This is a genomic window from Changchengzhania lutea (assembly GCF_006974145.1).
Taxonomy (GTDB): domain Bacteria; phylum Bacteroidota; class Bacteroidia; order Flavobacteriales; family Flavobacteriaceae; genus Changchengzhania; species Changchengzhania lutea.
The window spans coordinates 1,256,474-1,278,575 of record NZ_CP039456.1 but is presented as its reverse complement, the minus strand read 5'-3'; the positions used below and the strand labels follow the sequence as shown (position 1 = coordinate 1,278,575).

The 22,102-nt window shown below is 34.9% G+C and carries 18 protein-coding genes; 10 read left to right on the top strand and 8 right to left on the bottom strand.

Annotated features, from left to right (window positions below; genetic code table 11):
* Positions 1-4: 4 nt before the first annotated feature.
* From tamL to FAF07_RS06015, 5 genes are all read right to left on the bottom strand, one after another.
* Positions 5-2,251 (bottom strand): translocation and assembly module lipoprotein TamL, encoded by a 2,247-nt coding sequence (gene tamL / locus FAF07_RS06035; protein ID WP_142786548.1) that lies wholly within the window; start codon positions 2,249-2,251, stop codon positions 5-7.
* Positions 2,252-2,292: 41 nt separating this feature from the next.
* A complete protein-coding gene (locus FAF07_RS06030) occupies positions 2,293-7,383 on the bottom strand; it encodes a translocation/assembly module TamB domain-containing protein (RefSeq protein ID WP_246067783.1) in 5,091 nt (1,696 codons plus the stop codon).
* Between the two features lie 108 nt (positions 7,384-7,491).
* Entirely contained in the window at positions 7,492-8,799 is a 1,308-nt protein-coding gene (locus FAF07_RS06025) for a Y-family DNA polymerase (RefSeq protein ID WP_142784256.1), read from the bottom strand.
* Position 8,800: 1 nt separating this feature from the next.
* A complete protein-coding gene (locus FAF07_RS06020; RefSeq protein WP_142784255.1) occupies positions 8,801-9,166 on the bottom strand; it encodes a S24 family peptidase in 366 nt (121 codons plus the stop codon).
* Between the two features lie 349 nt (positions 9,167-9,515).
* Positions 9,516-10,619: an ISAs1 family transposase gene (locus tag FAF07_RS06015; RefSeq protein ID WP_142784254.1), complete on the bottom strand. Its 1,104-nt coding sequence runs from the start codon at positions 10,617-10,619 to the stop codon at positions 9,516-9,518.
* 261 nt (positions 10,620-10,880) lie between these two features.
* Here FAF07_RS06015 and FAF07_RS06010 point away from each other — a divergent pair, with 261 nt between their 5' ends.
* A complete protein-coding gene (locus FAF07_RS06010; protein WP_142784253.1) occupies positions 10,881-11,144 on the top strand; it encodes a hypothetical protein in 264 nt (87 codons plus the stop codon).
* Between the two features lie 51 nt (positions 11,145-11,195).
* Here the strand turns inward: FAF07_RS06010 and FAF07_RS06005 are convergent, their stop codons facing one another.
* Together FAF07_RS06005 and ahcY are read right to left on the bottom strand one after the other, a co-directional pair.
* Positions 11,196-11,666 (bottom strand): very short patch repair endonuclease, encoded by a 471-nt coding sequence (locus FAF07_RS06005; protein ID WP_142784252.1) that lies wholly within the window; start codon positions 11,664-11,666, stop codon positions 11,196-11,198.
* A gap of 519 nt (positions 11,667-12,185) precedes the next feature.
* Positions 12,186-13,502: an adenosylhomocysteinase gene (gene ahcY, locus FAF07_RS06000; RefSeq protein WP_142784251.1), complete on the bottom strand. Its 1,317-nt coding sequence runs from the start codon at positions 13,500-13,502 to the stop codon at positions 12,186-12,188.
* 137 nt (positions 13,503-13,639) lie between these two features.
* Between ahcY and FAF07_RS05995 the strand changes: the two genes are divergently transcribed.
* From FAF07_RS05995 to FAF07_RS05960, 8 genes are all read left to right on the top strand, one after another.
* Positions 13,640-14,266, top strand: a complete 627-nt coding sequence (locus FAF07_RS05995) for a 4'-phosphopantetheinyl transferase family protein (protein WP_142784250.1) — start codon at positions 13,640-13,642, stop codon at positions 14,264-14,266.
* The gene (locus tag FAF07_RS05990; RefSeq protein ID WP_142784249.1) at positions 14,266-14,994 is read left to right on the top strand and encodes a geranylgeranylglyceryl/heptaprenylglyceryl phosphate synthase; all 729 of its coding nucleotides are present in this window, start codon (positions 14,266-14,268) and stop codon (positions 14,992-14,994) included. Before FAF07_RS05995 ends, FAF07_RS05990 begins: the two co-directional genes overlap by 1 nt.
* Before the next feature lie 71 nt (positions 14,995-15,065).
* The gene (locus tag FAF07_RS05985; protein WP_142784248.1) at positions 15,066-15,326 is read left to right on the top strand and encodes a thiamine-binding protein; all 261 of its coding nucleotides are present in this window, start codon (positions 15,066-15,068) and stop codon (positions 15,324-15,326) included.
* A complete protein-coding gene (pnuC, locus tag FAF07_RS05980; RefSeq protein ID WP_142784247.1) occupies positions 15,310-15,942 on the top strand; it encodes a nicotinamide riboside transporter PnuC in 633 nt (210 codons plus the stop codon). The genes FAF07_RS05985 and pnuC overlap by 17 nt, the downstream gene beginning before the upstream one ends.
* The gene (locus tag FAF07_RS05975) at positions 15,903-16,469 is read left to right on the top strand and encodes an AAA family ATPase (protein WP_142784246.1); all 567 of its coding nucleotides are present in this window, start codon (positions 15,903-15,905) and stop codon (positions 16,467-16,469) included. Before pnuC ends, FAF07_RS05975 begins: the two co-directional genes overlap by 40 nt.
* Positions 16,469-18,022 carry a DUF4301 family protein gene (locus tag FAF07_RS05970; RefSeq protein ID WP_142784245.1) on the top strand — a complete coding sequence of 518 codons (1,554 nt, stop codon included), beginning with the start codon at positions 16,469-16,471 and terminating at the stop codon, positions 18,020-18,022. The genes FAF07_RS05975 and FAF07_RS05970 overlap by 1 nt, the downstream gene beginning before the upstream one ends.
* Positions 18,022-18,429: an alternative ribosome rescue aminoacyl-tRNA hydrolase ArfB gene (arfB, locus tag FAF07_RS05965; protein WP_142784244.1), complete on the top strand. Its 408-nt coding sequence runs from the start codon at positions 18,022-18,024 to the stop codon at positions 18,427-18,429. The genes FAF07_RS05970 and arfB overlap by 1 nt, the downstream gene beginning before the upstream one ends.
* Positions 18,430-18,928: 499 nt before the next feature.
* Entirely contained in the window at positions 18,929-20,989 is a 2,061-nt protein-coding gene (locus tag FAF07_RS05960; RefSeq protein ID WP_246067782.1) for a TonB-dependent receptor, read from the top strand.
* Positions 20,990-21,036: 47 nt separating this feature from the next.
* On the opposite strand, the gene FAF07_RS05955 is transcribed toward FAF07_RS05960, so the two are convergent.
* Positions 21,037-21,468, bottom strand: coding sequence for a hypothetical protein (locus FAF07_RS05955; protein ID WP_142784243.1), 432 nt, complete (start codon positions 21,466-21,468; stop codon positions 21,037-21,039).
* 159 nt (positions 21,469-21,627) lie between these two features.
* Between FAF07_RS05955 and greA the strand changes: the two genes are divergently transcribed.
* Positions 21,628-22,101, top strand: a complete 474-nt coding sequence (gene greA, locus FAF07_RS05950) for a transcription elongation factor GreA (protein ID WP_142784242.1) — start codon at positions 21,628-21,630, stop codon at positions 22,099-22,101.
* Position 22,102: the final 1 nt, after the last annotated feature.

Sequence of the window (22,102 nt, the reverse complement as noted above, 5' to 3'; positions counted from 1 at the left end):
TTTATTAAAACGGATAGCCAATTGCAAAATTCAATATAGGAGCATCCAAATCAAAATTAAATCGTTCTCCTTTTGGTAATCCGGGATCGTGAAAAGGTGCTGCTAAATCTAAACGTATTATAAAACCTTGCACATCTACCCGCATACCAAAACCGACTCCCATGCCTAACTCGCTAAGAAAATCTCCTGAAAACTTACCACCAGGGAGTGATGGATTTTCTTTGGAATTCCACACGTTTCCGGCATCCATAAAGAGGGCGCCATTTAAGTAATTAATTAAAGGAAATCTATATTCTACATTGGCTTCTAAACGAATATTTCCAGTTTGATCGAAAAAATTACCATTATTAAAATCACCATTATATGTGCCCGGACCTAGAGATCTAATTCTAAAGGATCTAACGCTATATGGGCCTCCAGAGAAATATTGTTTTACAAATGGAATAACGTCAGAATTACCATAGGGCAAACCATAACCGGCAAATAATCTAGTGGCTAAAATATGTTGCTTTCCAAAATTATAATGATAATGAATATCAATATCAGCTTTTGCATATTGTGCATATTCCAGGCCAAAAATAGTTTTTGGGTCTCCAGGATTTTCTTCTTTTGAAAATAAACTTAAGGAATTACCAGCCACATCTATAGTAGTTTCAAAATAAATTTGGTGTTTTTTATTTGTTTCTACCATACCATTATAGGTAAAAGCATAGGTAAGTCCAGATATAAATTGTTGTTCAAAACTTCTTTTTAAAAAGGGATTGTCATCTAAAATTTGGTCAAATTCTTCCGTAGTTTTAGAAAGCCTTGTATAGTTTATGGAAATTGGGTTAATTTGATGGGTAATAAATTTATTAGCATCCCAAAGGTAACCGAAAAGCCCTGTCCCAGAGAGCAAAGTGTACAGCTTAGTTCTGCTTAAATAATCCGCACTTAAAGACATTTTCGTTTTAGGAATGGCATATTTAAAAAATTCATTTTTAATTTTAAAAGGGATGAGCATTCTTGGAAAAATCAATTCGCCTTTTAAACCCAATTCAATACTGCTTAATCCCGAATTTTTTTTGCCTCCAATTTGCGATTCATACCCAAATTTAGTGCTTATGTTTAGTGTTTCCCCGCCTTTAAATAAATTTCTGTTACTAAACGTTAAGGCTACTGCAGGACCTGCAAAATTATTGGATTTTGTGACTGCCTGTAATTCGGCCCGAATAGCTCTTTTGTTTAAAGGGGATAAATAAATATTGGCTTCAAGCATACCTAAACTATCTGTTAACAATGAATCTTTTTCTTGGTATTGAATATTAACAAATTTATAGGCACCTATGGTAGCTAATCGTCTGGCTGTATTTTTAGATTTTTGTGAATCGTAATACTGTCCCTCTTCCAAAGTTATAAATTGATCAAGGTATTTAGGTTTAAAAAAAAGGTTCTCTTGAATATAATTTTTATCATTGAAACGATTTATAGGGCCACTAATAGTATCGGTCTCTACGTTGTAATTGGGAAAAACACTTATTTTAGAAAGCTTGTAAGGCACAATTCCTTTTTCTGGAACATCTTTTTTTAATTTTAGAAAAAGGTCGAAACGTTTTGTTCTGTATTGGTTGGTATCTGCTTCAAAAATTAAAAAGCGTTCATTAAAATTATAATAGCCTTGTTTTTTAAGATTGAAATCAATGCGTTCGCGCTCCATTTTCAAATTGGAAAGGTCGAAACGCATACCTTCCCTTAATTTTGAATCTTTAACTATGTTATGGATATCTTGATATATTGGTGATGGTAAAGAATCTAAGGTATAGGTTGCCATGGTGTATGGTGTGGGCACCACAACCTTATAATCTACAGATGCTGTTTTGTCATTTTCAGTAAAACTTGAAGATGCTTGACTGTAAAAGAAGCCTCTATTTTCCAATCGGTTACGCAATAACTCTTCAACCTCATAAGGCTTAACATCACTTTGATAAACAGGTTCTTCCCCAAATTTTTTGTACAACCACCTATTTATAAAGCCAGGTTTTTCTTTTAGGTTTTTATAATAAAAATATAATCCAGAGTACATACCAAGGAATTTGCCATTGGGTTCTGGACGCAAAACGGATTCTAATTCCGCTTTTAATAAGTTTTCATTTTTAATTATAGAGTCACTATCAATGGTTACTTCTGCACCGGTATATAAGCGTTCGTCTTCGGGAATATATTTTTTAACACTACATGCATTAAAAATAATCCCTAAAATAGATACTGTCATGATACGCTTAAGCTTATCTGTCAAGGTTTAATTTCATTAAGTTAATCTTTCTTTTTTTCCATGCTTTCATTTACATCTTTCTCCTTTTGTCCTAAGGCTTTTTCTGCCTGTTCTTTTTCCGTCGTTATTTGTTTTTCTTTTTGTGTTTGTGATTGAAACATGGCATCCCAAAGTTCGGTGAACTTATTAAATTCCTGCGTAAATATTAAAGAAATTCCTGTAACAATGGTTTGTCCATCGATTACATTTTCAAATTCATTTCTCCTAAACCCTCTAATTCTGTATCGGCCATTTTCGGTAATTAAGTACTCTAAACTCACGTTGCCAATAAGCGGTGTTGGTTCGTCTATTGGACTGCTTCCTTGTAAATCTACCTCGCTGCCAACCCTAACGATCAAGCGGTCATCAAGCAATTTTTTTTGTGCTGCAATATCTAGTTGGGTTCTATCTTGTGGCGTTTCAGCTTGGTAATCGGTATAACTGTCCAAACCAAAATCTACTTCAAAACCTGCGTTACCAAATAATTTTTCAGAAAACAGATTGAGTTGATCGCTTAAGGCATCATTTAGATTATCGCGGGCCATGGTTGCGAAACCGCCTTGGCTTCCATCACTTCCCGCATTGGGGTAGAACCGGTTGAGGACCAATAATGAGAACACCTGCCTGTTTAATTCGTCTTCCTGTTGATTGATTTGTTGCACACGTCCATATACTTGGCCACCAATAGCGCCATGTTCATCTTCGGGCATATCTAAATTAAAGGATATTTTTGGAGCCATTAATTCACCATCAATATTTAAATACACATAAAACGGTAAAACCTGTTTGTATTTTCCCTTGGCACTTGCATCAATACTTGAAAACGTAGGTGCCATTAATGAAGAAGCCGAAGTTTCAACTGCATAGATGGCCTTCACATCAAGTTCGGCATCAAAAGGGTCTCCAAACCATCTTACGCGACCGCCTTTGGCTATATCAAACCGTCTATTGACCAAGCCGTATAAGTTCATTTCATAATGGCCCTCTGAAATTTCATAAAGCCCTACTAAATTCATGCGGCCATTTGGGCTCATGGTAAAATTTAAATCCCCCTCACCCTGAACTTTAAAATTATCTCCGGTATCTTGATCTATAACTACGGTAATACCAGCATTCTTTCCAACACTTAAATCTGCATTGATATCGAACCCCTTAAGCGTGGCCGTTTGCGCTTCGGTTCGGGTAAGAATGGCATCGGGGGTTTCTCGATTTACAAAAATGACCACACCATCGCGCTCTTCAATATTTACCGTAGCAGAAGGCATAACATAGGTGACATCCGTATCAGAATCCAGATTGAGATTCATATCTATTTTTGGAATTTGAAGATCTCCCGTAACCGTAGCCTGCACATCAAAAATGGCCGTGCCATATACAAACTCGTTATCTTCTTTAGTGGCATCTATGAGTTTAAAATTTTCTGCATTTATAGTCAAATCAAAGGTTGGGTTTAAGAAACTTTCCGTTCCAATATGGCCAGACATAACGAAGGTGTTATTGTTTTCATCTAAAATGGTAAAATTGTCCATTTCAAGTTGATTTTCATCGATCACCAAACGTTCATCCTTTAAGGTGAACACGCTATTGAGCATGGCGATTTTAAAATCGACATCCTTAAACTGTAAATTACCTTTGTATTTAGGTTCCAAAGGCGAGCCCTCAATTTTAAAATTGCCAGTAAAAGCGCCTTGTGCATCGGTAATGGCGCCTTGTGAAAAACCGGTTAGCGCTTTCATTTGGAATGCATTGATATCGACATTTAAATTGAGTTTGGCACCGTCAATATCTGCAATGTAATTGCCGTTAACGTCCATATCTATGTCACCGCCTTTTAGTGTAGTATTTAAATCATAGGTGTCGCCACCACGAAAACCTCCATCCATAGTAAACGTTCCCATATTTACATCCATAACTTCAAACTGCGACACCGAAAGATCTGCTATGATTCCAGTATCGCCAAAGGGTTCTTGAAGTACAAATTTTCCATTTAAAATACCTTTTGCAAGTTTTTCTTCGGGATTTAAATAATTTAAGACTTCATTGATTTTAAAATCATTGTAATTAACGGCAATATGTTTTTTAGAAATATTTGGCGATTTATCTATAATTTCAATGGACTGGTTGTTTTTATTAATTCTAAAGTGATGGAATGCAAGATTTTTATCTGTAAGGATGATTTCATTATCATTAGGAATAATCCATTTTTCTTTATTCAAAAGAAGTATTTCGGGTAATACATGAAATCGCAAACGTTCCCGATTACCTGTAATTTTTGCTTCAATATTCATCATATTTTCCTCTTGGTAATAGGCCAAAAAGTTTAGCGACAACTCATTGTTAATCTGTTTTCCTTTTATAATGGAGGGTGGTAAGGAAATGGGGCCTGCATTAATATGCCCAAACCCGAGATTAAAATTGAATTTATCGACATCGGTATCCATACTAAAAGCTAAACTGTCAATTTCGTAATCGTTATAATTAATATGTGGCGCTGTAATGTTTGCTGTTAGTTCCCTTTTAATTTCGTTAAAATCTAAAGCAATATCAACAGTATCCAAATCTTTAATATTAACCAGAAATACATCTGTTAAAATAGGGGCTTGTGCAATTTTCCCTCTTAATTGTAAACTAACAGGATTTGCTATGGTGTCTGGTATAACGGCATCTCTGTAAAAATAACTTGCTACATGGCGCCGTAAAGCTTTACTGAATGTTACGGGATCTGTATTGGATTTTAAATTAATGTCCAGCACTTTATTTCTTAATGCTACAGATGTGGTGTCTTTTCTCACGTGTGCTAAGGCATCCAATCCACCTAGGAGATAGGTTTTATTATCGTAAACAACTACGCCGTCTTCAACAATGGCAGCAACATCATAGTCTGTTAGATCACCTTTAAAATTTGCGTATAATTTTAAACCGGTTCGTACGTTTCGGTTCATAAAACCTAGCGCTTGTAAATCGGCTCCAATAACATCCAGTTCCATAGTGATTTCTGGCGCTATGGAATCTAGAACTACACCAGCGGTTAAATCTAAATTTAAATTATCATCTTTATATTTTGATTCGAGGGTACCAACACCATTTTTAGTTTGACCGCTTATTTTTAATTTTTGGATAGCGTAATTATTGAGCTGGAAACTTTCAACGGTAGCTTCAAAATCAGAATTTAAAACATTAATGTTATTGCCCTGTCCTTTCGCAGACATAGTAAGGGTTAGGTTTCCTAAATTTGAATTTTGCAACAGGTTACCCATTTGATAATCTTCTATTGAAATATCGGCATTGAACGCCATAGTGGTCTCATTTTTAAATTGCCCATCAATTCTTGCAATACCTTGGTTGGTTTGGAGTTTGGTGCATATTTTAAATGCATTTAAGCTTCCCTTAGAGTTTCCTGTAAGTTCTATATCTTGGGGAAGATTAACGGAAAGTGATTTTTCATCAATAAACCGGACAAGATCTTGACGTTTTGTGTTTGCTTTAAAATTGGGAATATTAAACTGAAGTTTATCGGGTTGGGTTAAATAATTTATTGTCCCATTTGCTGAAATGTGTGTAGTATTTCCCCAAAACACATTAAACATTGGCAATTGAACTGCGGATAAATATCCCGAGGCTTTTATGTTTCCGGTAAGTGGTTTTTCCCCAAGTATTTTCAAATATGGATTTGTTTTTAAATGTGGCTGAAGTTTTAATATATCATTGAGATAGAGTTGAAAATCAGGGAGATTTAGATCTATTTTAGATTTCTCTGGTGCGTCTATGAGAGCGGAGAACGATGGGTAAGCCATCTTTAAGTCGCCCTGGATCTTATTCTGGTTTAATACCACATGAAGATTTTTAACATCTAAAGTATTATCTGTAATTTTCGCAGATAATGACAAGGCTTCTAGTTTATAACCTGAGATGTCATCAAGTGAAGCACTTTCTAAATCTATGCCTGCCTGTTGCTCTTTAATGTATATGGATGCTCCCTTTAAATGGATGTGATTGAGCAAAATCGCATTTGGGCTAAACGTATTTTTGCTGGCTTGTTGATTTCCTACAAAATAGCCAAAACGATTGTTTTCCAGATTATAATTGGTTAATGAGAATCTGTATTCGGGCCAATTAAAATTTTGAATGTCCTTATCAATTTCAGCTACAACCGCCTCTATTTTTTCGGTAACTACATTATTTTCCGTTTGGGTATAGAGCATGATCTTGGAATTTTTTAGATCAAACCGATTTATATCAAATACGCTCTCTTCCAAATTGATATTAGGGATTTCAGCATATAAATCAGAAAAGTTAGCATCAAATTCAATCCGGTCTACATAAGATTGATAATTGAATTTTACGTTTTTTAAGAAGAATTTTTCAGAAGACAGTTTAGGCAGTGGTACACTATCATCTTGGGTAGCTGCTATGGGTTTTTTAACAATTTTTATATTGGCGTTTTCCAATTCAAAATTAGAAGCGGCAAATTCCATGGTTTCTATATCCGTTATTTCCATGTCAGCATTTAAAGCGTCGAATACATAATAGCTATCAATACCTACAACTGCATCATTATAAACCACCTTAAAATCGTTTAAGCGCAGGTCGCCTATAACAATATGCATAGGAGTTGCGGTAGTATCTATTGGAGTTGAAGGGTTTGATGCCGACAAAGCATCCATTAAAAATTCAAAATTATAGCCGGTAATGGTATCTTTTCTAGTAATATTTGCCCTAACCCCTTCCCAGTCCAATGCGTCTACGCCCATGCCACGGCCTCGGATAATTTCCCAAAGTGCAATATTGGCTTCTAAAGTTTTGGAGTAAATAAGTGTATCACCCTGTTTGTCTTCCAGATAAAGTCCGTCTAATTGTATATCGCCGTCAAAGGTTAAAAAAAGTCTGTCTATAGATACTTCGGTATGGGTTTTATCAGAAATATAAGAAACCAAACGCTCTTTAATAATATCTTGTCCCCATGGACTACGAATAAACAAAACGATAAGCACAAAAAAGATGAGTATGCCCAATATCACCCTGCCCAATCGCCTTAAGGCTCGGTTTTTTTTAAAAAATGCATGTTGTTTGTCTATGTCCTTATTTTTGCTCAATTTTATATCTCCGAATTTACAAAGTTAATAAGGACACTTCTCGTAACTTATTTTAAAAGATTATATTATTAGCTTAATCGAACTAAATTTGCCCTTTTACGCGAAATTTTATGAACTAATCGTGTCTTTAGAGCAAGCTGAGCGTGAAGGTTTTCCAATAGTGAGTAGTTCGTGCCATTGTGTGGTATATCTGGGGCTTCGATGTTCTTTAATAAGTGCCCATTCGTTTTCACGGTTACCAACAGTAGCTAATTTCACCTTGTTTTTTCCATATTTACTGTTTATGGCGTCCATAACCTGGGTGAGTTCTTTACTTTCGCTTTTGTGATATGGCGTAAACAAATTCATCTGTATTTGGTTTTCGGGGACTAACTGGGATAAGTTTATGCCCACCTTTTTGTAACGATAACCAGATTTAAATATTTTCTTAAGTCCCATCAAGGCTTTTTGGGTTAATACGATGGTACTATTTGTGGGGCTATCCAATGCGATGATGATTTTATTCTGGTATTGCTTATCGGTATCGCTATGATAATTGGTGGTTAAAAATACTTCTATTTGGGAGGCGGCACTTTGTTGTTGTCGTAATAAATCGGCTACTTCGGCGACGTAATAGCTACAACTTTCAGCAATTAAATGGTAATCGGTTAATTTTTTCCCGAAGGATTTTGCCGTACCAATACCTTTTTTGGCATGAGGGACGCTTAGCATTTCCAAACAGGACATATTATTCAATTCCCTCCATAAGCGTTCGCCAATCACCGTCATCTCTTTTCTAATCCACGCTACTGGTAAGTTTGCGAATTCCAAAGCGGTAGTAATATTTTTATTGTTTAAACGAATGGCATGTTTTCTGCCCACGCCCCAAATGTCTTTTACTTTTAGACTTTGGAGTAGATAGTTTCTTTTTTCATCGGAATCTATGACAAACACATTATCGTTCTCAGGAATTTTCTTTGCAAATTTATTGGCTAATTTTGCTAAGGATTTTGTTTTTGCAATACCCACGCCAACAGGAATGCCGGTATTTTTGTAAATGATATCTTTTATTTTGTGGGCTATCTCGACCAATTCTTCTGGATGGTAAAAGGATAAATCCACAAAGCTTTCATCAATACTGTATTCTTCCACTAAAGGGGAAAATGTTTTTAACGTATCCATAACCCTACGGGACATATCGCTGTAAAGTGTATAATTTGAAGAAAAACAAACCACGTTATGCAAATCCAATATTTTTTTTATTTTGAATACTGGTTGAAACATGGGAATTTCCGTTAAGGTCTTTGCTTCTTTATTGGCGGCGATAATGCACCCATCGTTATTGCTTAACACCACTACGGGCTTATGTTGCAAATCGGGTCTAAAGACCTGTTCGCAAGAGGCGTAAAAACTATTGCAATCTACCAACGCAATCATACTATTTAACCGATTTTATAATGTATGTAATAACACCCCAAATTTGAAGTTCAGTAGTGGCTTCTGCAACAATTCTAATTATCTTGAAGGCATCATCTCGAATAGCAATAACCAATTGATTGTGTTTTGGAGTTAGGGACTTGTCAATAATCAACACATCATTCTTATAAATATCAAACGCATTGAAACTATCATCAACTGCTCTTACATAAAAGGTGGCAGATGCATTTTCAATTAACACGTCATTTAAATCCACCCTTGGTTCATTATAATGTGTTGCAGGACTAGAAAACCCGGTTTGTGTAGGTCGGGAAACTCTATAATTTTTTTTTGATTTTTCTATCAAATTTACTTGGAGCGTTTTCATCTGTTTATTTTTATTTTCTATGGTTTAGACCTTTCTGTTGGTATGTAGGTATCTTTGGCCAACCCTCATTTCAGTAGGTAATAAAATAGTTATTATGGCTTATTTCATAGCTTTAAAGTTACTTGAAAAAGTAATGCGACTGTATTTTTAAAGCATGAAATACAAATAATTTTAAATTTTATTTTAATGTTTTCGTTTGGTTTTGAGTATCAATATTTTAGAATACCACGTACAATTTTTAAATGGTGATTCGTATATATTTCTAAAAATGTAAGGTCATTTTTTTATTTAAGGAATACTTTACTCTATTTGAGTCAATAAGTTATTTAAAATTATTACCAGGGCAAACTCACACTTTTATTCCTAAGATCTTAATAAGATAGTTGTTATCGTAAGCCGCTTTTAGCCTTTTTCCTTTTAGTCCTTGCTTGGTTTGTTTATCTTTTCTTAGCAAGTTTAGTGCAATTTTGCTTAGTATAGAGAAATTTTGGGCAGCATTACCAGCTCTTTTTCTTGAGGCGTCTTCAGAGAAAGCCACATCGAGTACCCAATGTAGTTTGTTTTCAATTCCCCAATGTAAGCGTATCATTTTCTGTAGTGCTTTTGCATCTGTTTTCACACTTGATATATAATATCTTGTAGCTGTTTCTGTTGGCTTGTCGGAGTTTTTAAATTCTCTAATACTTTCTACTTTTACTATACTTTCCAGCCCTGTCCATTTATCTTGGTCTTCAATAAATTTAAAGTCATTGATAACACTACATTTTCGTGTTTCTATCCTGCCGTGTCCCAGATCTTCATCGGTATGGCTATCTATAGTCTTGCCAAAGCGAAATTCGTCTAGAATATCTTGATGCAATTGCTTTTGGTTTTCTTTTACAGCTAAGATGTAATCTGCTTCTTGTTTAATAATAGTTTCTGCAATAGCCTTTTGACAGCCCATGGCATCAATGGTAACTACACATCCTTTTACAGTAATTAGTTCCAGTAGTTTTGGTATGGCCGTAATTTCATTGGATTTTTCAGAAACCTTGACCTGTCCTAAAACCATATTGTTTTTGCTTGCCCAAGCACTTACCATGTGAAAAGGGGATTTCTTACCATTAGATTTAGCACCTCTCAAGGTTTTACCATCAATGGGAATAACCTCGCCAGCCGTTATATCAATCAAATTAGAGACCCAATCTATAAAACAGGTTTCAAATTGTTCTGAATCAATGGAAGAGAACACTCGGTTAAAGGTGTCATCAGAGGGCGTACCATTTGGCAAATCAAGAAATGAACGCAAAAAATCTACTTTTGCTTTGGCATAAGTTTCCATATCTTTCCATGAATCTGCCGCACAAATCACACTAATTATACCAATAAGAAGGATGTCTTCTAAGTTATGAAGCTTGTTTATATCGCTTCTAGGATCGTTTATCTTACTGAATATAGACTTGAATTTGTTCATTGTTTTTAAAACACTTAAATTATTGATTATCAGTATAATATACAATAATTTAAAATGAAAAACAACAGCTATCTAACTAAATATCAGATAATTAAGTGTGTTTTTAAGTAAACAAAATGGCTGAAAAAAGTGTGAGTTTGCCCTGAATTATTACCTGCTTCCTGCTCATTGTAAAATTTATTTACAAAAGGTATTAATTAAATTCTTAACTTTAAGGAATTGTATGAGCAATCATATGCTTTAACTTAAAATGAATTGGCAATGCAACCCTTTAGATCTGAAATTAGAAACTCCCCAAGCGCCCAAACCATTAAGGTTTTTTTAAGTGATGAGACCTTGGATAAACCCATAAAGAAACATTTGGAAGGCTTTGATGATGCCATTGATTTTATTGAAATTAGAGAAAGTGTAGAACGAAATAGAGCCGATGAACACCTGACTGTTTTTGTAAAGGAAGATGCTAATATTGGTGCTTTGCAAGCTGCTATTGAGGAAGAGCTGCATGCGTATTTTAAAATGGAGTAGAAAGCGCATTTGTTTCGACTTTTTTCACCAAAACAAATTGCCTAAAATTATTCAATTATTTTCTCCAGTAGCAATAAAAACCAAAACATCATTGATGCAACGGTTTAAATCATTGTTAATTTCGGTTGCCCAAAACCGAAAGACCGTGTAGCCCAAATGGGTCAATTCTAAATTCACCTCTCTGTCCCGTTGCATGTTTCGCTTAATTTTAGGAATCCAGAAATCCCGATTGGATTTAAGTTTGGTTTTTCGTTCTTCCCAATTATAACCATGCCAAAATTCACCATCAATGAAAATGGCAAGCTTATATTTTTGGATAGAAACATCTGGTTTTCCTGGTATCAATTTGTTGTTGACACGATAGCGTACATTATGTTTCCATAAGGCCCTACGAAAAAGCAGTTCTGGTTTTGTGTTCTTACCCCTAATTTTGCTCATGATTTTTGAGCGCTTTTTTGTGGTGTAAAAACCTGAGGCTTCGTTAAACCGGGGTACTTTTATTTTGGGTTCTTTATAAGACATGGCCGTTTAAAAATACAAATAATCTAAGGGATTTTAAAATGGCGTTGAGTAAAAGCCAAACAGGTCTGGAAGGGTTTAGGTGCTATTAATGAGATTGTCACAGCGTGACCTCCTCGCAATGACGATGACATAAAAGCCCAAACATAGATTTAGATTATGACTTCGGTTCTATTAAAGAGATTGCTTCGTTGGGCTTCCCAAAATGAAGGTAAACAAGAAATCGCCGCTACCGTTAAGCTTCGTCATGGCGAGGCACGAAGCCATCTTTTTAATTGAAACTGAATGAAAAACAGTTACTGGATGAACAGATTGCCACGTCCTGCGTCCTCGCAATGACGGTAAACAAAAAACCCAAAACATAGATTTAGGGTATGACTTCGGTTCTATTAATGAGATCTCTTTGTCTGGGCATCTCACAATGGCGGTAAATAAAAAATCCCAAACATGGTCGCTTGGGATTTAAATATGTATGTGATACTGAAACAATCCCGATAACTATCGGGACAGCATGACGGATAATTAATATCTGTAGTACTCAGGTTTGTAGGGGCCTTCTTGTTTCACACCAATATAATCGGCTTGCTCTTTACGAAGTTCTGTAAGTTCAACACCAATTTTTGCTAAATGCAGTTTTGCTACTTTTTCATCTAAATGTTTAGGTAACATATACACGTCATTCTCGTAGGCGTCTTTGTTGGTCCACAATTCTATTTGGGCCAAGGTTTGGTTTGTAAATGAGTTGCTCATTACAAAACTTGGGTGTCCAGTAGCACAGCCTAAGTTTACTAATCGCCCTTCGGCCAGTACAATAATATCTTTACCATCAACAGTGTATTTATCTACTTGTGGTTTGATGGTATCTTTAGTATGACCATGATTGTCATTCAACCAAGCCATATCGATTTCATTGTCAAAATGCCCGATATTACAAATAATGGTTTTGTCTTTTACAGCTTCAAAATGTCTTGCTTGCACAATATCTTTATTACCTGTTGTAGTAATAATAATATCTGCGTTAGGCGCAACGGTTTCCAGTTTTTTAACTTCAAAACCGTCCATAGCAGCTTGCAATGCACAAATAGGATCTATTTCAGTCACGGTTACAATACTTCCTGCACCTTTAAAGGACGCAGCTGTACCTTTTCCAACATCTCCATAACCACATACCACAACGCGTTTTCCAGCAAGCATAAGATCTGTTGCACGACGAATAGCGTCTACGGCACTTTCTTTACATCCGTATTTATTATCAAATTTACTTTTGGTAACACTATCATTAACGTTGATTGCAGGCATTGGCAATGTCCCGTTCTTAACACGCTCATAAAGTCTATGCACGCCTGTTGTAGTTTCTTCAGATAGGCCATTAATCCCTGCAGCCAATTCAGGATACTTGTCTAAAACCATATTGGTTAAATCGCCACCATCATCAAGAATCATGTTTAATGGTTGTCTGTCTTCGCCAAAAAATAAGGTTTGTTCAATGCACCATTCAAACTCTTCTTCAGTCATGTCTTTCCAAGCATATACTGGAGTGCCTGCAGCAGCAATGGCAGCAGCGGCTTGATCTTGTGTAGAGAAAATGTTACATGAGCTCCAAGTGACTTCAGCACCTAAAGATTGCAAGGTTTCAATAAGAACCGCTGTTTGAATGGTCATGTGCAAACATCCAGCAATTCTAGCACCTTTTAAGGGTTGGGAGTTTTTATATTCTTCGCGCAGACTCATAAGTCCTGGCATTTCAGCCTCGGCTAATTCAATTTCTTTTCTTCCCCAAGCAGCAAGCGACAAGTCTTTTACTTTATAGGGTACGTAAGCAACGGTTTTTGTACTCATATTCAATTTTGTTTTTTTCTGTTTATAAAACGAATCAACCTTATGATATAGAACTTAAAATACTTAAATTCGCCTATCAGATAGCTGTCCATTTGTTTAAGCTGTGCAAAGATAACTAATAACATTTAGAATATTAAATGCCTCTTTATAAAACCCTTATTCCAAATTCACAAACTACTGTTAAAATCTGGAAGATTTCTGAATCTTATAGCGATTTGATGCAAAATATAACCCTTAAATCAGAAAGTTTAGAACGTGTTTTAGGAATGAAAAGCGAATTGCACCAACGCGGGTTTTTAAGTGTGAGGAAGTTGTTGGCTGAATTTGGATACACTGATACCGACCTGTATTATGATACTAATGGCAAACCTCATTTAAGCGATGGTAAGTTTGTTTCAATAACCCATTCATTTACTTTTTCGGCAGTTATGGTTAGCAATTCGCCCGTTGGCATTGATATTGAAAAACAGCGTAACAAAATTAGTATTATAGCCCATAAATTTATTGATTATGAATTTGCTTATTTAGATAAGATAGCAGATAGTTATGTTAAAGATTTAACCTTAATCTGGTGTGTAAAAGAGTCGTTATATAAGCTTTATGCGACGCCAGGGCTAAGTTTTAAAAAGCACTGTTTGGTAATTCCGTTTTCTACTGATGCTCATGATTCGGTAGCCTGGATTGACTACAACGATACAAAAAACAGATATGATATTGCGTTTATAGAGTTTGAAGGTTTTACCTGTGCTTATGCCATAAGTTAATGACATCGATTTATAGGAACATAAAGAAATCCATTTCAGAAGGCGAAAAATTATTGGCAGTTTTAATAGATCCCGATAGGTTTTCAATTAAAAATACCAAAAAATTTATCGGCAAAGTAAATGCATCCATTACCACACATATTTTTGTTGGCGGGAGTACCGTAGATGAAAACGCTACAGAAGTTTTGGTTTCAGAAATAAAAAAACATTCAACTTTACCAATTATATTATTTCCAGGAGATCACAATCAAATTACTGATCAAGCGGATGCCTTATTGTTTCTATCACTGATTTCAGGAAGAAATCCTGACTATTTAATAGGACAACATGTAGACTCAATTTCAAAATTGAAAAATACTACTATGGAAATCATTTCTACAGGCTATATTTTAGTAGAAAGTGGCAAAGAAACGGCAGTTGAAATAGTTACCAATACAAAACCAATGCCCCGAAATAACATTCAACACATTGTAGATACGAGTATCGCGGGTGTTTTTTTAGGAATGAAGCTCATATATTTGGAAGCAGGTAGCGGCGCATTAAAAGCTTTAACACCCAGCATTATCCATGCGGTCAGGAAAAGTATAGATATTCCGCTAATAGTAGGTGGCGGCATTAGAAATAAAGCACAACTTGAAGAAGCCTACCAAGCCGGAGCAGATGTAGTGGTTATTGGAACCGCATTTGAAGAGGATGAATCATTTTTTGAAGAATTAAGAAGAGAATAAAGAACCAAGAAAATAGAATGAATAAAGATTGGCTAATCTCTCTTTTTTTATGCTCAATTATCTAAAGAATTATGAAAATATCAGTAGAATTAACCTTAACACCGCTGCAAGACGAATACGAGCCAGCCATTATTCACTTTATTAAAAAAATAAGAGCTTCAAATCTTAAAACACTGGAGAATCCCTTAAGTACACAGGTTTATGGTGATTATGATGAAGTCATGCATGTGCTTACTACCGAAATAAAGGAAGCTTTTGAGCTTATTGAGCGTGGTTTGTTATATATGAAAATTGTAAAATCTGATCGACACGATTATGAGCCCCATTTTTGATTTTTTCTTCGGACAATATGAAGGTTATAACACGGTAGACATCGTTTTAGAAATTGTTGCTGTAATTTTTGGGTTTCTATCCGTTTGGTTTTCTAAGCAAAACAAGATTTGGGTATTTCCAACGGGCATGGTCAGCACTGTAATTTTTGTATACCTTTTATTAAAATGGGGACTATTGGGGGATATGATGATTAATGCTTATTATTTTATTATGAGTGTTTATGGCTGGTATATCTGGACTCGAAAAGTGGACGAGTCGCATATGACGCCAATTTCAAGAACGACATTGAACGAAAAAAAGATCAGTGTGGCTATATTTTTAGCAACCCTGCTATTCGTTTATTTAGTTTACAACACCTTTGATAAATGGACTAGCTGGGTGGCGTATGTCGATACGATTACCACAGCCATATTTTTCGTGGGCATGTGGCTTATGGCACGACGAAAATTAGAGAATTGGGTATGGTGGATTGTAGGTGATATAATATCAATACCGCTCTATTTTTACAAAGGATTTACCTTTACGAGTTTTCAATATTTAGGATTTACAATAATTGCGATATTTGGATATTTAGCATGGAAGAAAAATTTAAACAGCAACCCGCAAACTGCATAAAGGTAGTTTTATTTGGCCCTGAATCTACTGGGAAGACGACCTTGTCCAGGCAATTGGCGCGGTATTATAATTCGGTTTGGGTACCAGAATTTGCACGGGATTATCTTCAGGATAAATGGAATAATGAGCGCAAAACCTGTGAACCTCATGATTTATTGCCCATTGCAGAAGGGCAGATGCGATTGGAAAATAAACTTGCTAATAAAACAGATTCGGTGTTAATTTGCGATACGGACTTATTGGAAACTAAAGTATATTCCGAAGCTTATTATTTGGGAACTTGTGACCCCATTTTAGAAAAATACGCTTTAGAAAATACCTATGATTTATATTTTCTAACCTATATTGACACGCCTTGGGAAGCAGATGATTTAAGGGATAAACCTGAAGACAGACAGGAGATGTTTGAGGCTTTTAAAAATGAATTAGTAAAAAACAAACGGCCTTTCGTCATCCTTAAAGGAAATAAAAAGGAACGTTTGGAAACAGCAATAGCACACATTGACACATTATTAAATAAAGATTGATGAAATTATCAGAAAAAGATTTTCAACAAATAAAAGATAAAGGAATAACACTTGAAAAAATTCAAGATCAAATAGACATTATTAAATCTGGTATGGCATTTTCTCGTCTAAAAAAGGCGGCCACCGTAAAAGATGGAATTCTTAAAGTGAGTGAAGATGAGGCATCACGGTATGTTAGCACATTTGAAGAACATCGGGATTCCATTTCTATGCTTAAATTTGTGCCCGCTTCCGGTGCGGCCACGAGAATGTTTAAATTTTTATTTCAGTTTTTAGAAGATTATAAACCTTCAGACGAAAGTATAGATAATTATGCAAAAAGATGTCAGAGCACACAAATTACAGCGTTTGTTTCTAATTTAGAAAAGTTTCCATTTTATGCTGAAGTTATTAAAAAAACGAAACAAGCACGTCCTGATTTTGATAAGTTATCTCATGACGAAAAGAGCTATGCTATCGTAAAAACCATGTTGAAAGAAGATCTATTAAACTATAGTTTTTCCCCAAAAGGCTTGTTGCCTTTTCATAAGTATGACACCAATATTGCCACAGCTTTTGAAGAACATTTTTTTGAAGGCGCACATTATGCTTCAAGCCATAATAAGGCAGATCTTCATTTTACGATTTCGGAAATACATAAGGAGAAATTTGAAAAGGAATTACTCCAAATTAAGGCCGCTATTGAATCAAAAACGGATACAAACTTTGAGGTTTCATTCTCATATCAAAAACAATCCACAGATATGGTTGCATTAAATTTTAATGAATCTATAGTTAGGCAGAAGAATGGAAATATCTTGTTTAGACCATCTGGACATGGCGCCTTGCTAGAGAATTTAAATGATTTGGATTACGACGTTATTTTTATTAAAAATATTGATAACGTAGTTGTAAAACGCTATCACGAAGACATTTCAAAATATAAAAAAGTGTTAGCGGGTATTTTATTAAGTATACAAAATCAGACTTTTCAGTTTATTAAAACAATAGATAAAGGCGAAGTTTCTGAGCAAAATATTCAAGAGATCGTTCAGTTTTTACATAAGAAACTTAATGTTGTGGTTGGAAGTGATTTTAATACACAAAACTCAGAAAATAAAATAGCCTATTTAATGGATAAGTTGAACCGACCGATACGTGCTTGTGGCATGGTTAAAAACGAGGGTGAGCCTGGAGGTGGTCCGTTTTGGGTGGAAGACAATCAAGGGAGCATCTCATTACAGATTGTGGAATCTGCTCAAATTGATTCAGAAAATAAAAAACAAATGCAGTTGTTAAAGAATGCCACCCATTTTAACCCGGTTGATTTAGTCTGTGGTATCAAAAATCACAAAGGTGAAAAATTTGATTTGACACAATTCGTAGATTATAACGCAGCATTTATTACAGACAAAACCCACAACGGTAATGATATTAAGGCATTGGAATTACCAGGTCTGTGGAACGGGAGTATGGCCTTTTGGAACACCATTTTTGTTGAAGTGCCCTTAATCACATTCAATCCTGTTAAAACGGCTAACGACTTATTGAAAGAAGCACACCAAGCATCATAATGTACAATAAAGACGCACTAATACAAGAGTTAAATTTTAAAGCAGTACGTAGTTCAGGTAGCGGTGGTCAGCATGTAAATAAAGTATCTTCTAAAGTAGAATTATATTTTAGTTTAGACGAATCAGCATCTTTTACTGACAATGAAAAAAACCGTCTTTACAAAAATCTTAAAAATAAATTAACCAAAGACCATGTTCTTATTCTGCAATGTGATGAAAGTAGAAGTCAGCACAAAAATAAAGACCTTATCATTAAACGTTTTTTTAATATCATTGATGCTGCTTTAATTGTTCCCAAAAAGCGAATTAGAACGAAAATACCCAAATCGGTTATTAGAAAACGTTTAAAAAACAAGCGTAATCTATCTGATAAAAAGGCAAATAGAAAAAAACCGGATATCGATTAGAAAATAATTCACTTTTTCTAATTCATAATTCAAAATTGGTTATTACCTTTGCACCGTTCTCATTAAAGGGGTGCTTTTTCAGTTAGCAGTCATCAGTTTTTAGGTAGCAGTCAATTAAGACTTTTAGCTTTTAGCTTTCAACTTTTAACTTCCAAAAGGCTGAGATCATACCCATTGAACCTAGAACAGGTAATGCTGTTTAGGAAAATAAAGTATACCGTCATTGCGAAGTAATTTTTTAATTACTGTGGAAATCTGTTAAAAAGAAAAAGATTACCACGTCGTAAAAACTCATCGTAATGATAAAAAACTAATTAATAACAATTAAAGAATAATTACCTCTTTTTATTCGATTATAAACATAATCGTAATGAAATCGACTTTAAAAAAGTTATTCTTAAACTCAAAGAATGATAATCTTTTTGAACAAAGATTCAATTTTGGCTTTCAAAATGGTGTCTTCAAAATTAAAAATTTATTTCTTTTTTTAACACTACTTGTGTTATCAGTCAGTGCAAGTGCACAAAAAAATCAAATCGAACAAGATTCAACTAAAACAGAAAAACTAGACGAAGTTTTAGTAAAGGCGGTGCGCGTAAATGCAGATTCTCCAATAACGCATTCGAACCTTAGTAAAGAACAATTGGCAAAGCGTAATTTAGGACAGGATATTCCTGTTTTGCTAAACTATTTACCATCTGTTGTTACTACCAGTGATGCAGGTGCAGGGATTGGTTACACGGGTATTCGGGTTCGTGGTACAGATGCTACGCGAGTGAATGTAACCATCAACGGAATTCCGTATAACGATCCGGAAAGCCAAGGTACGTTTTGGGTAAATTTGGGCGATTTTGCGTCCTCAACAGAAAGTTTGCAATTACAACGTGGTGTTGGAACATCTACAAATGGTTCAGGAGCTTTCGGCGCAAGTTTAAATCTGCTAACAGATGCTTTTTCAGAGGAGGCTTCAGGAGAAATATCTAATAGTTTTGGTAGTTTCAATACACGAAAACATACGGTTAAATTAAGTACGGGATTGCTAAATAATCATTTTGAAATTTCTGGTCGTTTTTCTAAAATAGACTCCGATGGTTATGTGGATCGTGCTTTTACAGATTTGCGTTCTTACTTTTTACAAGGGGTATATAAAGATGATAACACGTTAATTAAAGCCTTAACTTTTGGGAATAGAGAACAAACATATCAATCTTGGTTTGGGTTAACGGCAGATGAATTAGAAGAAAATCGTCGCCAAAATCCATATACCTACGAAAATGAAACGGATAATTATTGGCAAGATCATTATCAATTGCATTGGAATGAACGTTTAGATAACCATTGGTCAACAACACTTGGTTTAAACTATACCAAAGGAAAAGGGTATTTTGAGCAATATAAACCAGAAGAATCTGCAGAAGATTTAGCTAACTTAATTCAAGACGATTCCGATGTTATTGTCCGTAGATGGTTGGACAATAATTTTTATGTTATAAATGCTAACGTAACGTATAAAAAAAATGCTCTAGAAATTATATCTGGAGTGTCTTATAACACATATTCTGGAGATCATTTTGGGGAAGTTATTTGGGGAAGCGATCTAGCTCAAAATGTTAATATTAGAGATCGTTATTATGAAGGTGATGCTATTAAAAACGATTTTAGTATGTTTTCTAAAGCCACTTTTAAGTTAGCAGAAAAATTTACAGGATTTGTTGATTTACAAGGGCGTTTTGTGAGTTACAAAACTGATGGTGTAAGCTCTGATTTAGTGGATTTTGTTACTGATGCCAATTTTAGTTTTTTTAACCCTAAAGTTGGTTTAACATATAAAAGTTCTGATATGAATAGTTTGTATGTATCATACGCAAGAGCTAATAGAGAACCGAATCGTGATGATTTTAAAGCGGGTGTTACGCAGCATGAAACACTTAATGATATTGAATTAGGATGGAGATACAATTCAAATAAAGTTAGTGTTAACTCTAATATCTACTATATGTTTTATCAAAATCAATTAGTGCTAACTGGTGCTTTTGATGATGTTGGAAGCCCAATAAGAGCAAGCAGTGGCAAAAGTTATCGCTTAGGTTTGGAAGTTGATGCACAAATTAAATTTTCTTATGCATTTAGTATTCAGCCAAATATTGCAATTAGCGATAATAAAAATATCGATTTTGTTAAAGAAATAAATGGTACAACATCTGTTCTAGATAATACTAAAATTTCATTTTCACCAAATATCGTTTTAGGAAATGCTGTTGTTTATACACCTGCAAATAATTTACAATTTTCACTATACAGCAAATATGTAGGAAAGCAATATTTAAATAATATTGAAGATGAAAGAGGTACATTGGATCGTTATTTTGTGAATGACTTTAATATCATTTATGAGATAAAACCGAACTCAATTTTTAAGTCAATTACAATTACGGGTCTTATAAACAATCTGCTAAATGAAAAATACGAATCTAATGGAGCAGATTACGGTGGCGGTTATGTGTACTACTACCCGCAAGCCACAACTAATTTTTTAATTGGCGCAACTTTAAAATTCTAATATGACAATCTTTCTATTCCCCTCCTTCGGAGGGGCTGGGAGAGGAATTAATTAAAAATAAGCAGTGTGTTGCCGCTTTTTTCCACACGGTAAGGCCGTAAACTACAAGGTAGTATACCACTTTTAGCAGGTAAACCGTTAAACAGGTTATACTCGTTTTTATCATCACAACCACATATGCCATTGATACCGTCAATGCTTAATACAGAGCACGAACTAAAAATATGATTTGGGTCTGCTGCATCAAACGCCACATAGGAAGAAGTTCCCGTTTTAGTCACGATAATGCCGCCATTTCCAGCATTGGGAATATAAACAGGGACACTAATAAAGTCGAGCTGACTGTATTGAGGAAGGCTTAAATTAACAGTTTCATTAACACCGAGATCGAGTAGAAATTTGCAATTTTCATTATTAGCATTATTTTTACTGCAAGCGGTACTAACTAGGAATATGATGAGAAGGGAATAGACTTTCATTTACATAGGGAATTAAGAATGCAATTTACAACAAAAAGTAAATTGCGTTAAATATTTTGTATATTTGTTAGGCTATCTCGTGTAAACGAGATTTTTTGCGTTAATACCAAATCTGCTTTTGTATTATCGCTATATTATGTAATTATAAACGATGAAGTTATGAGTAAAGTATCATACTATACACCTGAAGGATTAAAAAAGCTAAGAGACGAACTAAAACAGTTAAAGGATATTGAACGTGTAAAAGCCTCAAGAGCTATTGCCGAGGCAAGGGACAAAGGCGATTTAAGTGAAAATGCAGAATACGATGCCGCAAAGGAAGCGCAAGGCATGTTAGAAATGCGGATTGCTAAACTGGAAGATGCTTTGGCTGGCGCACGTATTATTGACGAATCTCAAATGGATAGCTCTAAAATATTAGTGCTTTCTAAGGTAAAAATAAAAAATCAAACCAATGGTATGGAAATGAATTATACCTTGGTTGCAGATGGTGAAGCAGATTTGGCCTCAGGGAAGATTTCAGTAAACTCGCCTATTGGTAAGGGTTTATTAGGAAAGTCTGTAGGAGACGTTGCAGAGATTCAAGTCCCTAATGGTGTTATGAAATTTGACATCATAGAAATATCAAGATAAA